This window comes from Microbacterium sp., from assembly GCF_047602155.1.
Taxonomy (GTDB): Bacteria; Actinomycetota; Actinomycetes; order Actinomycetales; family Microbacteriaceae; genus Microbacterium.
Genome location: NZ_JASGHZ010000001.1, coordinates 462,308 through 475,368, shown reverse-complemented (window position 1 = coordinate 475,368; position 13,061 = coordinate 462,308). Strand labels below are relative to the sequence as shown.

Below are 13,061 nucleotides of genomic sequence, written 5' to 3'. Positions count from 1 at the left end.
TCCCTCAGTGCGCTACCGCGGCAGCGCCGTGCTCGTCGATCAGGTGGCCGCTGACGAACCGCTCGAGGGAGAACGGCGTGCTCAGTTCGTGGGGGTCGCCCGTGGCAATGGTGTGAGCGAATGTGTACCCCGCCGCAGGTGTGGCTTTGAAGCCGCCGGTACCCCAGCCGCAGTTGACGAAAATACCGTCGACCGGGCTCCGGTCCACGATGGGAGAGGCATCCGGGGTGATATCCACGATCCCTCCCCACGTGCGAAGCAGATGCGCCCGGGCGAAGATCGGGAAGAGCTCCACGGCGGCGGCGAGTTGATCCTCGACGACGTGAAACCCGCCTCGTTGGCCGTAGCCGTTGTACGCGTCGACCCCGGCCCCCATCACGAGCTCGCCCTTGTGCGCTTGCGAGACGTAGACGTGAATGTGGTTGGACATCACCACGGTGGGCTGGACCGGTTCAAGCAGCTCCGAGACCAGCGCCTGGAGAGGGTATGACTGCACGGGAAGGGTGAACCCGGCACGCTCGGCCACGACCGACGAATGGCCCGCAGCGCAGAGCCCGACGGTCTCCGTGCGGATCTTGCCGCGTGTCGTCTCGACCGCCACAACGCGGTTCCCCGATTTCGCGAAGCCGGTGACCTCGCAGTTCTGGATGATGTCGACGCCCATGTCGTTGCACTTGCGGGCGAATGCCCAGGCGACGTGATCGTGCTTGGCGATGCCGGCCCGGGGCTGGTACGTCGCGCCGAGCACGGGATAGCGCAGGTCGTCGCTGAGGTTGATGATCGGGCACAGCTCCTTCACTTGCTCCGGAGTGAGCCACTCCCCATCGACACCGGCGAGCACATTGGCGTTCACCCGTCGTTGCGATTCGCGAACTTCCTGCAGAGTGTGGGCCACGTTCATGACCCCGCGTTGTGAGAACAGGAAGTCGTACTCCAGTTCCGCGGGCAGCGATTCCCAGAGTTTCAGGGCGAACTCGTACATGCCGATGGATTCGTCCCACAGGTAGTTCGAGCGGATGATCGTGGTGTTTCGGGCCATGTTCCCGCCGGCGAGCCACCCCTTCTCCAGCACTGCGATGTTCGTCACGCCATGATTCTTGGCCAGGTAATAGGCGGTGGCGAGCCCGTGACCTCCGCCGCCGACGATGACCGCGTCGTACGCGCGTTTCGGCTCCGGGTCGTCCCAGAGAAACGGGGGATGCTCGGGTAGGGGTTCCGCCATCACAGCCCCTCTCGAACTCCAGGTGAAGCTAATCGACATCAAATATATCAGACCGGTTTGCGTAGAATATCGTGCACGCATCAGCGGCGCAGGAGGCGACATGAATTCGGGGCTCGAGGAATCGAAGTCCGATCGGGCGTACCGCGAGTTGCGGCATCGGCTGATCATGCTGGACATCCAGCCCGGGGCGGCGATAAACGAGGCTTCGCTCACCGGTGGAGGTCTCGGGCGCACGCCCATCAGAGAGGCTCTCAAGCGCTTGGAGAGCGATCATCTGGTGGTCTCGTATCCGCGCCGGGGCACGTTCGCGGCGAACGTGGACATCACCGACCTGGCCGAGATCTACGAAGTGCGCCAGCTGCTTGAGCCGCTGGGGGCTCGCAAGGCTGCCGAAGGGATCAGCGCGCAGCTGCGTTCCGAGTTCGAAGACCTGGTCACCGAGCTCAGGCAGGCCAGCACAGAGCAGGACAAGCGCCGCCTCTTGGAGCTCGATCTCGAAGCGCACCGCCTGATCTACCGTGCACTGGATAACCGCCACCTCGCCGAGACGCTGGAGCGGCTGGACGACCTCGCGACCCGGATCTGGTGCCTGGTGCAGACCAGGCTTCCCGATTTCGGCGACAGCATCGGCGAACACATCAATCTTTTGCGCGCGATCATGGATGGAGACGCAGATCGCGCCGCAGAACTCGCTGCCGACCACGTGCGTCACTTCGAGGCCGTCATCCGCGGCGCACTCTAGACGGTGCCGTTATCCGCCCTGCCCCGGCACTCCCCAGTTCTGCGTCGCGGAGAGGTGAAGGTCGATCAGCAGCGGGCCGTCGAGGTCCGCCACGTTCCGCAAGGCCATCTCGAGCTCTGATCGCGTCGACACTTTCACCGCCCGGGCGCCGAGGCTCTGGGCGATGGCGGTGAGATCCGGAAGCTCGATGCGGGCGAAATCCGGGTTCATGCCGTACGCCGGCAACTTCATGTACTCGGCGCCGTACGCTGCGTCGTTGTACACCACCACGACAAGCGGCAGCTTCAGACGGACCGCGGTCGGCAGCTCCAGCAGGCCCATGTACCCGCCGCCGTCGCCCACGAGCGCCACCGTCACCCGTCCCGGATCGGCGATCGAGATCCCGATCGCCGTCGCGATCCCGAGGCCGATGGAAGTCCACGCCATGGGGTGGAAGAAGTCCGCTCCGCTTTCGGCATGGAGATACTTCGCCACCGGCAACATGAATCGGCCCGAGTCCAGAGTCAGCACCCGCGCGGTCGGCAGGAGCTGGTCAAGAAGGATGCTGGCCGTCTTCGGGTCGAGTGGGTCGTCGGGTTCTGCGGTGAGTTGAGCGAGGTTTCGCTCGCGGATGCTCGCCGGCGCCAGCGCGTGCTCGCGGTACGGCGACTCCGCGACGTACTCTGCCTCGGTGAGCATGGCGACCATCGCTTCCGCGGTGGCGCGGGCGTCGCCCACGACGCCGATGCCGGCCTCGTGCCAGCGCGCGATGTGCGCCGGATCCGAGTCCACCTGGATCACGGTCTTTCCGCGCAGAAAGCCGCCGTCGACCGTGGTGTTCGTGTTGAGACTGGCGCCGAAGGAAACGATGCAGTTCGCCTGGGCGATCACCTGGGCGGCCCACGGCTCGACGATCGTCCCCATGATGCCCAGGTCATAGGGCTGGCCGAAGAAGAGACTCTTCCCGCCGACGGACGTCGCCAGCGGCGCGCCGACGAGTTCGCCGAGAGCGACGAGGGCATCGGCGGCATCCGATTTCACCGCTCCGGCTCCGGCGAGAATGACCGGTCGCGACGAGGCGACGAGGGCGCCGACTGCGGCGTCCACAGCCTGAGGGTCTGGGCTGAGCACCGGGGTCACCACGCTCTGCCTGGCCGAGGACTCGTACTCGACGTCGGCGGCGAGCATGTCGACCGGGATGTTCAGCACCATCGGCCGTCCGGTCGCAGCGACCTGCCCCAGCGCCCTCAGCACATCGCCCGCGACCATCGCCGGTGATTTCGCGCGATAGTAGTCGGCCCCGGTCGCTGCGAACAGCGCGCTGAGCTCGATATCTTGCGCCTCGCCGTACTTCGCCGGCGTGTCGCCGGTGAGCAGCAGCAGCGGCGTTCCGGCCCGGACGGCCTCAACGAGCGGATTTATGGTGTTCGCCGCCCCGGGACCGTGCGTGACCGAAACGACGCCGACCTTGCCCGACCGGCGGGCGTAGCCGTCTGCCATCGCCGTTGCGCTGCGCTCGTCCAGCGCGGCAACGTACGTGCCCTGGCCGTGCTGGATGTACGAGACGACGTAGGCCATGTTTGCGTCGCCCATGAGGCCGAAGAGCCTCTCGACTCCGCCGTCGGCGAGCGCGCACGCGACCGCTTGGAAAGTCTTCACGATTCAGGCCTCCTTGACCTTTCGCCTCAGGCGGTGATGTCGGCCTCGCGCAGGCGGTAACGGCTGAGCGAGAACAGGCTGACGATCATGAGCACCGCGGGGATCAGGCTGAACGAGAGCGAAACCCCGAGCACCGCACTGGCCGGCTGCTCCACGGTCTGAGTGCCCGTCGACTCGACGTAGCCCGACAGCCCCAGGGCCAGGGTGAGGACGATGGATGCCACCGCGGACGCGGTCATTTCGAACGACGACCAGACGCCGGTGAAGGCGCCGCCGCGGTTCGATTCAGCACCGCCGGTCTCTTCGTTGATGATGGTGATCGCCTGCGTGCTGTCGTGGCCGATGACATCCGGCAGCATGGCGAGCGGCAGCGCTTGCACGCCGGCGTAGGCGGCGCCGGTGAGTGCGACGGGCCCGAGGATCCACCAGCCAGGCGCCCAGATCATTCCGAGCAGCAGGATCGTCGCGGCGATGAAGACCCAGCTTGCCACCCGGTACGCCCGCTCCTTGCCGATGCGCTTGGCAACCAGACGCCACAGCGGCGCCGCGATCAGGGCCGGCGCGATCAGCGCGGCGAACAGCGGCGTGACCGCGTTCTCATTGTGCAGGACCCACTTCGCGACGTACTGCGCACCGGCGAGCATCATGCCGATCGCAATCGACTGCAGGGTGAAGGTCGTGATCAAGGCGCGGAAGGGCTGGCTCTCTCTCAACGTTGCGAGCGCCTCTTTGTAGTGCGACGCGGCCAGAGCGCGCGATTGGGTGCCCGAGCGCCCGGTGGGCTTGCCACGCGGAGCCACGAACGATGAGACGACCAGGCTCACACCGATCAGCACGGCAGCGAAGATCGCCATCACCAGGTAGCCGAGATTCGGGTTGTCGGAGAACCGGGCGCGGATCATGGGCGCGCCCGCCCCGAAGAGCAGGATCGAGAAGGTCAGCACGACGATGCGCGTTGTCAACAACCGGGTGCGTTCGTGGTAGCTGTGCGTGAGCTCTGTCGGCAAGGCGAGGTAGGGCACCTGAAACAGGTTGAAGAACGTCGTGGCCGCGAGGAAAGCCAGCAGAACCCAGACTGCGCCGATCCAGGGCTCAAGCCCTGCGGGAACGGCGAACGTCAGCGCGAACGCGAAGGGGAGGCTCACCGAGCCGATGAGCATCAGCTTGCGGCGCGTGCCGGTGGTGGCCAAGCCATGGTCGCTGAGGCCCCCGATGACGGGGGAGATGACGACATCCCAGGCCTTCGGGATGGCAACGACGATGCCGGCCGCCAGCGCCGCGACCCCGAGGGTGTCCGTCATGTAGAACAGCAGCACGAGCCCCGGGAGCGTGCCGAACCCTCCGGTCCCGAGGGAGCCTGTTGCGTAGCGCCACACCGTGCCGGCGGAGAGCTTCGTGGGGGATGCCGCCGTGCCCTGCGAATGCCGTTGCGAACTCATATATCAATTAGATGTCACAGATCCGGCCCTGAGTCAAGGGTGCGGCGACAATCGACCATGCCCGCAGGCGGCGACGGATGCCGACGGCAACGCCATCACCGTCGGGAGAAAGTCGCCTTCCTTGCGTGCGGATGCGTCGGCGGGGCGGTCTGAGACGAGCACGCTCACTCGCACCTTGCCGTCCGCGCCGGTGACGATCAGTTCGCGGGCACTGTTGAGTTCGCGAAGATCGTCGTGCTCACCGTACGCGTCCACCCACGCCTCGGGCGCCCAGTCTCCGTCACGTGGTGTCCTTCAGCGACGACCAACGGTCAGACGGTGCCGTAGAGGCGGTCGCCGGCATCCCCGAGGCCGGGAACGATGTAGCCCTTGTCGTTGAGGCGTTCGTCGAGCGAGCCGAGCACGAGCGTCACGTCGCGGTCGCCGACCTGGCGCTCGATGGCGGCGACGCCCTCGGGCGCGGCGAGGATGCAGATCGCCGTGACGTCCTGCGCGCCGCGGGCGAACAGGAACTCGATGGCCGCGCCCAGCGATCCGCCGGTGGCGAGCATGGGGTCCAGGACAAAGCACTGCCGGTCGCTGAGGTCGTCGGGCAGCCGCTCGGCGTAGGTGGTGGGCTCGAGGGTCTCCTCGTTGCGCGCCATGCCGAGAAATCCGACCTCGGCGGTGGGCAGGAGCTTCACCATGCCCTCCAGCATCCCCAGTCCCGCGCGCAGGATCGGCACGACGAGCGGCCGCGGCTCGCTGATGCGCACGCCCGTCGTCGTCGTGACGGGCGTCTGGATCTCGACGGACTCGACCCGTACCGCCCGGGTCGCCTCGTAGGCGAGCAGGGTCACGAGCTCTTCCGTGAGCTGACGGAACACGGGTGACGGCGTGTGCTCGTCGCGCAGCACCGTCAGCTTGTGGGTGATGAGAGGGTGATCGGCCACGTGCACGCGCATGGCACTCAGCTTACGGTGCCGGGTCTTACGGCGCCGCGTCCCGGCCGTGCGCACGTACGCTGGGGCTATGACCCTGCGGACCTCCGCGCTCGACGACGCCGCGATGGCGCGTGCGCTGGCGCTGGCGGCCGAGGCCGCCGACGGCGGTGAGATCCCGGTCGGCGCGGTCGTCACGGATGCCGCCGGCTCGGCCATCGGCGAGGGCCGCAACCTCCGCGAGGCCACCGCCGACCCGACGGCGCACGCCGAGGTCGTCGCGCTGCGCGCCGCCGCCGCTGCCCGCGGGTCGTGGAACCTCGAGGACTGCACCCTCACCGTCACCCTCGAGCCGTGCCTCATGTGCGCCGGCGCGATCCTGCAGGCGCGGGTCGGGCGGGTCGTCTTCGGCGCGTGGGACGAGAAGGCCGGCGCGGCGGGTTCGGTCTACGACGTGCTGCGCGACCGGCGCCTGCCGGTGCGCGCCGAAGTCGTCGGCGGGGTGCGCGAGGCCGCGGCGGCGGCGCTGCTCGCGGCGTTCTTCGACGCGCGGCGGTGAGGTCGCGCCAAGATGCAGGAGCAGGCGTGACAGAAGTCGCCTCGACCGGCATCTGCGGCGGGTCTTGTCACAGGTGCTCCTGCATCCTGGCGAGGCGACCCGCACACGGCGCCTCGGGCCGTCGCGCCCACGTCAGTCCGACGAGCCCACGTCAGTCCGACGAGCCCACGTCAGTCCGAAGAGCTGAGGATGATGTTCTCCGTCGGCGGCGCGGGGTCGGCGGGCCGGTCGAGGTAGCCGATGACCTGCAGCAGCGCGCGGCGGAACTGCGCGGGGCGCTCCAGGTGCGGCGAGTGGCCGACGCCCTCCAGCTCGACCTCGGTCACCTCGCCGCCCGCGGCGCGGTAGGCGTCGAGCACGTCGCGCGTCTGCGACACCATCTCCTGCGCGGGGGCGACGTCGGCGCCCGGCCAGCCCGGGATGACGCCCACCTGCCCGAGGTAGTTGAGGTCGAAGAACGACGTATCCGAGACGATCGCATCGGCGGTGCCGTGGATCCACAGCACGGGCGGTTTGACGGCGAGGTCGACGATGCCCGACGTGTCGAAGTACCGCGGTGTCATCGTGTTGAGCACGCCGATCGTGCCGGCCGCGAAGCCGGGCCAGTTCTGGCTGGCGACGCCGTCGCCGGGGTAGTTGCCCTCGGCGGTGGAGGTCGTGTTCATCGACTCGACCCACAGATCCTCGTGCGCGCTCGTGTATCCGGGGGCGACGTAGCCCGAGCGGAACACGCTGCGCGGCGAGGTCTGCGCCTCCTCCGAGGTGTCGCCGGCCTGCAATCGCGCGACGAAGTCGGGGTTCGCGCCGCCGCCGCCCGTGCCGGCGTCGTCGTCGGTGAGGCGCGAGCCGTCGCGTCGCGTGCCGCCGAAGCCGTAGGGCGAGACCGGCGCCTGCAGCGTGAGCGAGAGCACCGGGTGGTCGAGCGCGTACTGCATGACCACGCCGCCGCCCATCGACCAGCCGACGAGGTGCGCGGCATCCAGACCCAGCGCCGTGAGCGTCGCGTGCAGGTCGTCGCTGAAGTCGCGCACGCCGCGCGTCGCGTCGATCGGCAGGCTCTCGGTCAGCCCGAACCCGCGGAGGTCGACGGCGATGACGCGCAGGTCGCTCGGCAGATCCTGCATGACCTCCTGCCAGAACAGGCTCGACGACACGTTGCCGTGCACGAGCACGACGGTCGTGTCGGCCGCGGCGTCGTCGCCGTCGCGTTCCAGGATGCCCACGTGCAGGCGATCGGTGTCGATGATGCGGGAACGGATGCCGGCGAGGAGCGTCATGTTCGGCATCCTACCCGGGCCTCGGCGGGGCGGAACGGGCCCTCGGCCCGGCGGCTTCGTAGGATGGGGGCATGTCTTCCCCGCTGCCTTCGATCGCTCTTCTCGGTGCCGGCTCGATGGGCGGTGCGATCCTGCAGGGCCTCGTCCGCTCGGGTGTGGCGCCCCGCGTCACGGTGACCAACCGCACCGCCGCGAAGGCCGCCGAACTCGACGGGCTGCCCGGGGTGACGAGCCTCGCGCTCGAGCACGACCCGGCCGCGAACCGGCACGCCGCCGCGGATGCCGACATCGTGCTCGTCGGCGTCAAGCCCGCGATGGTCCCCGACCTGCTGCGCGAGATCGCGCCGTCGCTGCGCCCCGGCGTCGTCGTCGTGAGCTTCGCCGCCGGCGTGCCGATCGCGACGTTCGAGTCGATCCTCGGGGAGGGTGTCGCCGTGGTCCGCTCGATGCCGAACACCCCGGCGCTGGTCGGCAAGGCGGTCACGGGGGTCGCCGCGGGGGCCGCGGCATCCGCCGCCGACGTCGCCGTGGTGCGGCGTCTCTACGAGACGTGCGGCGTCGTCATCGAACTGCCGGAGGAGCAGATCGACGCGCTCGGCACGATCTCGGGGTCGGGGCCGGCCTACGTGTTCCTGCTCATCGAGCAGCTCACCGCCGCCGCTCGCGGCAAGGGCTTCTGCGACGCCGACGCCCGGCTCATGGTCGAGCAGACCTTCATCGGCGCCGCGGCGCTGCTGGAGGCGACCGGCGAGGATCCGGCCGAGCTGCGTCGCCGCGTCACGAGCCCCAAGGGCACGACCGAGCGGGCGATCGCCGTGCTGCAGGCCGCGCACCTCGACGGCCTGTTCGCCGAGGCGACGGATGCCGCACTCGCCCGCTCCCGCGAACTCGCCGCCGGCGCCTGACAGCCCTACCGGTCGAGGCTGGCGAAGCGCTCGATGTCGCTGTTGGTGCCCGACACGATGATGAGGTCGTGGTTGGTCACGACGGTGCCGGCCTCGGCGTAGCGGAAGGGCTTGCCGGGGCTCTTGATCCCCACGACCGTGACGTTGTACTTCGTGCGCACGCCCGACTCGTTCAGGCCGATGCCGCGGATGAACTTCGGCGGGTACATCTTGGCGAGCACGAAGTCGTCGTCGAAGCGGATGAAGTCCAGCATCCGCCCCGAGACGAGGTGCGCGACGCGCTCGCCGGCCTCGCGCTCGGGGTAGATGACGTGGTTGGCGCCGACGCGGGCGAGGATCTTGCCGTGCGCCTGTGACACGGCTTTCGCCCAGATCTGCGGGACTTTCAGGTCGACGAGGTTCGCCGTGATGAGCACGGATGCCTCGATCGACGAGCCGACGGCGACGACGGCGACCTGGAAGTCGCTGGCCCCGATCTGTTTCAGCGCGTCGATGTTGCGCGCGTCGGCCTGCACCGCGTGCGTGACCCGTTCGGACCACTTCTGCACGAGGTCGAGGCTGTCATCGATCGCGAGCACCTCCCGGTCGAGCCGGTCGAGTTCGCCGGCGCACGCGGCACCGAACCGGCCGAGGCCGATCACCAGGACGGGGGCATCGCTGCGGATCTGCTCAACCAACGATCGGCCTTTCCACGGGCAGCGCGTAGTGCTGCGATCGGGATGTCGCGGCCACGGCCGCGGCGAGTGTCACTGTACCAACGCGCCCCATGAACATGGTCAGGGCCATGATGTAGACGGCCGGGTCGGGCAGGTTCTGGGTCACGCCGGTGGACAGGCCCACGGTGGCGAAGCCGGAGATCACGTCGAACAGCACGTCTTCGATCGGCTGCTGCGTGAGCTGGGCGATCGCGATGGTCGACAGGGCGATGATCGTCGATCCCCAGGCGACGACCGAGAGCGCGACGCGCTGCACGTCGCTCGGGATGCGGCGGCCGAAGGCCTGCACGCTGGGGCGTCCCTTCGCCTCCGACCACACCGCGAGAGCGAGGACCGCGAGGGTGGTCACCTTGATGCCGCCCGCGGTGGATGCCGACCCCCCGCCGACGAACATCAGCATCGAGCCGACGATGAGCGACGAGCCGTGCAGCTCGCCCATGTCGATGATCGAGAATCCGCCGGAGCGTGTCATGGCCGACAGGAAGAAGGCCTGGAAGGTGGTGTCCCACGCCCCGAGACCCCCGAGGGTCTCCGGGTTGTCATATTCCAGCAGCAGGAAGACTCCCGCGCCGGCGAAGAACAGGATGACGGTGGTGATGAGCGTGAGCTTGGCGTGCAGCGACCAGCGGCGCACGTGCAGATGGTGGCGCCACAGCGTGAAGATGACGGGGAAGCCGATCGAGCCGAGGAAGACGCCCGTCATCAGGATCGTCAGCATGGGGTAGTTCTGCGTGAACGGGGTCAGGCCGCCGGCGTTGGGCGCGAAGCCGGTGTTGGTGAACGACATCGCCGCGTAGTAGGGCGCCTCCCACAGCGCGTTCACCGGGTCAACGCCGCTCAGCAGCAGCGAGGGATAGAGCAGGATGGCCAGCCCCGCCTCGATCACGAGCGTCGACAGCGCGACCGTCGCGAGCAGCTGGCCGACCTCGCCCAGGCGCACCGTCTGGCCTTCGTTGACCGGGCCGCCGTGGGCGCGCAGCGGATTGGAGTCGCCGGCGGCGATGAGCTTGGCGCGCAGCCCCAGACGTTTGGAGATGACCATCCCGAGGATCGAGGCGAGGGTCAGCACCCCGAGGGCGCCGACATTGACGCCGACATAGACGAGCACGTGACCGAACGGACTCCAATGCGTCCCCATGTCGAGCGTGGACAGGCCCGTGACGCAGATCGTCGACACGGCGGTGAACAGGGCGTCGGCGAACGGCGTCACCTCGCCGGTGGCCGACGCCGCGGGCAGCGAGAACAGTCCGGTGAACGTGAGGATCAGCAGCGTGAACACGAGGATCGCGAAGCGCGAGGGCGATGCGGTGGCCAGGCCCCGCACCCCGCGCCACACGCTGCGCAGGGCGGAAAGAGGGTCGCGCTGCGCGCGGGTACCGACGGCGTCACCCGCCATGTCGCGCCTCTCTCTCGCCGAAGAATCGTTGTCATGGTACTCCGGGCACGCCGCGGGCTAACCTAAGTGCATGGCGGACATCTTCGACGTGATCGCCGACGGCACCCGTCGGGACATCCTGCAGCTGCTGCGCGAGCGCGCGGCGGCCGCCGACCGGGGCACGAGCGTGTCGCAGATCGTCGGCGAACTGGGCATCAGCCAGCCGACGGTGTCGAAGCACCTGAAGGTGCTGCGCGAGGCCGAGCTCGTCACGGTGCGCGAAGACGGCCAGCACCGGTTCTACAGCCTCTCGGCGGCGCCGCTGGACGTCGTCGACGACTGGCTCGTGCCGTTCCTCGACGACGGGTTCGCCGATATCGCCGGCGCGTCGTCGCTGCCCGAACCCGCCGCCGCGGCGGCCGACATGGTCGGGCGGGCCGCGGCATCCGCGAAGCACGCCTGGGACAGCGCGATCAAGCGCATCCCCGGCCGTTAGTCACAGAGGTTTACACGCGTCCCATCGACGCCCTATCCTGAGGGGCGGAGCATTGCTGGTGTCTGCAGTGCTGGTGTCTGGGGAGTGGTGGAGTGCCTGATCTGTCTGATGTGCGCTTTCTGACCGTCGCTGAGGTGGCGGAGCTCATGCGTGTGTCGAAGATGACGGTGTACCGTCTCGTGCACGCCGGAGAGCTTCCCGCCGTGCGCTTCGGGCGCAGCTACCGCGTACCCGAGATCGCCGTCACGGCAGCCCTGCAACGGCCCATCGCCGACGTCGGCTAGACTGCTCCGAGGGCATTTTCCGTGATGCCCGATCCCGGACGCGGAAGATGCGCGTCCAGACCCCTGACATAGTGAGGTTTTCCGTGGGTTCTGTCATCAAGAAGCGCCGCAAGCGCATGGCGAAGAAGAAGCACCGCAAGCTGCTTCGCAAGACTCGCCACCAGCGCCGCAACAAGAAGTAAGCGGCAGCGACACCGAGCGCCCCGTCCTGTGGACGGGCGCTTCGTGTTTTCGGGCAGGATGGATGCCGTGACCACCCTGACGATCATCTCCAAGCCCGACTGCCATCTGTGCGACGTGGCGCGCGAGGTCGTCGAGACGGTGCTGGCCGAGTTCCCCGAGGATGCCGTCGAGGTCGCCGAGCTGTCGATCCAGGACGATGCGGCGCTGTATGCGCAGTGGTGGGAGAAGATCCCCGTCGTCCTCATCGACGACCGCCTGCACGCGCACTGGCGCCTGTCGCCCGATCGGCTGCGCGCAGCCGTGTCCGCATCCCTGTCGGCATCCATCGCCCCGGAAGAGGAGATCGTATGACCATCCGCCACGTCGTCGCCTGGAAGCTCGCCGCCGAAGATCCGGCCGAGCGCGCCGCGCAGGCACAGAAGATCAGCGAAGACCTCGCCGCGCTGCGAGGGGTCGTGCCGTCGATCGTCGACCTGACGATCGGGCCCGACGTCGTGGGTGGCGGCAACTGGGATGTCGCGCTGGTCGCCGATTTCGCCGACCAGGCAGGCCTGGACGCCTACCAGACCCACCCCGACCACCAGGCCGTCGTCGGGTACGTGCGCTCCGTGGTCTCCGACCGCGTCGCCGTCGACTTCGAACTCTGACCGCGCTCCGACCGCCGACCGCCCGGCGCGTCGCGCACAGGCGCGGGCTTTCGCGCTGTCGAAACCTGCACGCGCTGTCGAATCCTGTACGCGCTGTCGAATCCTGTACGCGCTGTCGAATCCTGTACGCGCTGTCGAATCCTGTACGCGCTGTCGAATCCTGCACGCGCTGTCGAAGTTTCAGCAGCGCGTGCAGGTTTCTGTAGCGCGAGCAGGTCGCGGTAGCGCCGGCCGACGCGCGCGAGCCTGCGGCCGACGCGCGCGGGCCTGAGGCCGACGCGCGCGAGCCTGCCGTCGGCGCCGCGCACACGGCGCCGCGCACACGGGGAAGGGGCCGGCCGGGGCCGACCCCTTCGAGTCATGGGTGCGGGGCGCGGCCTACTTCTCGATCTCGACGATCTCGGCGTCGGGGGCGTTGTTGCGGACCGACTCGATGCCGTTCAGGGCGCTCGCCTTCGCGTTGTACCCCTGGCTCGTCGCGATGACCTGGCCGTTGGATGCCTTCAGGTTGAAGCGCCAGTCGCCGCCCTTGTCGACCCAGAGCTCGAACTTGCCTGCCATGGGAGATCCTTCCGTCCGTTGGACGGCCCCGGCGCCGCCGCTGTGCCCACGCTAGCGGCGGCATCCGTCCCGCGGAAGAGTGAGAAACCACATTCCG

General features: G+C 68.6%; 17 protein-coding genes. 8 read left to right on the top strand and 9 right to left on the bottom strand.

All coding sequences use genetic code 11. The annotated features are described in order from the left end of the window. Positions 1–4: 4 nt before the first annotated feature. A complete protein-coding gene (locus QM720_RS02300) occupies positions 5–1,222 on the bottom strand; it encodes a sarcosine oxidase subunit beta family protein (RefSeq protein ID WP_415124549.1) in 1,218 nt (405 codons plus the stop codon). 100 nt (positions 1,223–1,322) lie between these two features. Between QM720_RS02300 and QM720_RS02295 the strand changes: the two genes are divergently transcribed. Then, a complete protein-coding gene (locus tag QM720_RS02295) occupies positions 1,323–1,964 on the top strand; it encodes a GntR family transcriptional regulator (RefSeq protein ID WP_415124548.1) in 642 nt (213 codons plus the stop codon). A 9-nt stretch (positions 1,965–1,973) separates the two neighbouring features. On the opposite strand, the gene QM720_RS02290 is transcribed toward QM720_RS02295, so the two are convergent. The 4 genes from QM720_RS02290 to upp are packed head-to-tail and all read right to left on the bottom strand — an operon-like array spanning position 1,974 to position 5,985. After that, positions 1,974–3,602 carry a thiamine pyrophosphate-binding protein gene (locus QM720_RS02290; RefSeq protein WP_415124547.1) on the bottom strand — a complete coding sequence of 543 codons (1,629 nt, stop codon included), beginning with the start codon at positions 3,600–3,602 and terminating at the stop codon, positions 1,974–1,976. A 26-nt stretch (positions 3,603–3,628) separates the two neighbouring features. After that, on the bottom strand, positions 3,629–5,041 hold the full coding sequence (locus tag QM720_RS02285; protein WP_415124546.1) for an MFS transporter: 1,413 nt from the start codon (positions 5,039–5,041) through the stop codon (positions 3,629–3,631). Between the two features lie 33 nt (positions 5,042–5,074). After that, positions 5,075–5,296: a hypothetical protein gene (locus tag QM720_RS02280; RefSeq protein ID WP_415124545.1), complete on the bottom strand. Its 222-nt coding sequence runs from the start codon at positions 5,294–5,296 to the stop codon at positions 5,075–5,077. 56 nt (positions 5,297–5,352) lie between these two features. Further along, positions 5,353–5,985 (bottom strand): uracil phosphoribosyltransferase, encoded by a 633-nt coding sequence (gene upp / locus QM720_RS02275; RefSeq protein WP_415124544.1) that lies wholly within the window; start codon positions 5,983–5,985, stop codon positions 5,353–5,355. Between the two features lie 103 nt (positions 5,986–6,088). On the opposite strand from upp, the gene QM720_RS02270 reads away from it, so the two are divergent. Further along, on the top strand, positions 6,089–6,520 hold the full coding sequence (locus QM720_RS02270) for a nucleoside deaminase (RefSeq protein WP_415127777.1): 432 nt from the start codon (positions 6,089–6,091) through the stop codon (positions 6,518–6,520). A 170-nt stretch (positions 6,521–6,690) separates the two neighbouring features. On the opposite strand, the gene QM720_RS02265 is transcribed toward QM720_RS02270, so the two are convergent. Further along, the gene (locus QM720_RS02265; protein ID WP_415124543.1) at positions 6,691–7,797 is read right to left on the bottom strand and encodes an alpha/beta fold hydrolase; all 1,107 of its coding nucleotides are present in this window, start codon (positions 7,795–7,797) and stop codon (positions 6,691–6,693) included. Between the two features lie 71 nt (positions 7,798–7,868). On the opposite strand from QM720_RS02265, the gene proC reads away from it, so the two are divergent. Next, entirely contained in the window at positions 7,869–8,702 is an 834-nt protein-coding gene (gene proC, locus QM720_RS02260; RefSeq protein ID WP_415124542.1) for a pyrroline-5-carboxylate reductase, read from the top strand. Between the two features lie 5 nt (positions 8,703–8,707). Here the strand turns inward: proC and QM720_RS02255 are convergent, their stop codons facing one another. Together QM720_RS02255 and QM720_RS02250 are read right to left on the bottom strand one after the other, a co-directional pair. Beyond that, entirely contained in the window at positions 8,708–9,379 is a 672-nt protein-coding gene (locus tag QM720_RS02255) for a potassium channel family protein (protein WP_415124541.1), read from the bottom strand. Then, on the bottom strand, positions 9,372–10,814 hold the full coding sequence (locus QM720_RS02250) for a TrkH family potassium uptake protein (RefSeq protein WP_415124540.1): 1,443 nt from the start codon (positions 10,812–10,814) through the stop codon (positions 9,372–9,374). Before QM720_RS02250 ends, QM720_RS02255 begins: the two co-directional genes overlap by 8 nt. Before the next feature lie 70 nt (positions 10,815–10,884). Between QM720_RS02250 and QM720_RS02245 the strand changes: the two genes are divergently transcribed. The 5 genes from QM720_RS02245 (at position 10,885) to QM720_RS02225 (ending at position 12,403) form a co-directional block, all read left to right on the top strand. Then, positions 10,885–11,289 carry an ArsR/SmtB family transcription factor gene (locus QM720_RS02245; RefSeq protein WP_415124539.1) on the top strand — a complete coding sequence of 135 codons (405 nt, stop codon included), beginning with the start codon at positions 10,885–10,887 and terminating at the stop codon, positions 11,287–11,289. Positions 11,290–11,381: 92 nt separating this feature from the next. Next, positions 11,382–11,573, top strand: a complete 192-nt coding sequence (locus QM720_RS02240) for a helix-turn-helix domain-containing protein (protein ID WP_415124538.1) — start codon at positions 11,382–11,384, stop codon at positions 11,571–11,573. Positions 11,574–11,656: 83 nt separating this feature from the next. Beyond that, a complete protein-coding gene (locus QM720_RS02235) occupies positions 11,657–11,755 on the top strand; it encodes a 30S ribosomal protein bS22 (protein WP_003792170.1) in 99 nt (32 codons plus the stop codon). A gap of 67 nt (positions 11,756–11,822) precedes the next feature. Continuing rightward, positions 11,823–12,107 (top strand): glutaredoxin family protein, encoded by a 285-nt coding sequence (locus QM720_RS02230; protein ID WP_415124537.1) that lies wholly within the window; start codon positions 11,823–11,825, stop codon positions 12,105–12,107. Continuing rightward, positions 12,104–12,403, top strand: coding sequence for a Dabb family protein (locus QM720_RS02225; protein ID WP_415124536.1), 300 nt, complete (start codon positions 12,104–12,106; stop codon positions 12,401–12,403). Before QM720_RS02230 ends, QM720_RS02225 begins: the two co-directional genes overlap by 4 nt. A 378-nt stretch (positions 12,404–12,781) precedes the next feature. Here the strand turns inward: QM720_RS02225 and QM720_RS02220 are convergent, their stop codons facing one another. After that, positions 12,782–12,964, bottom strand: coding sequence for a YegP family protein (locus QM720_RS02220; protein WP_415124535.1), 183 nt, complete (start codon positions 12,962–12,964; stop codon positions 12,782–12,784). Between the last annotated feature and the right edge of the window lie 97 nt (positions 12,965–13,061).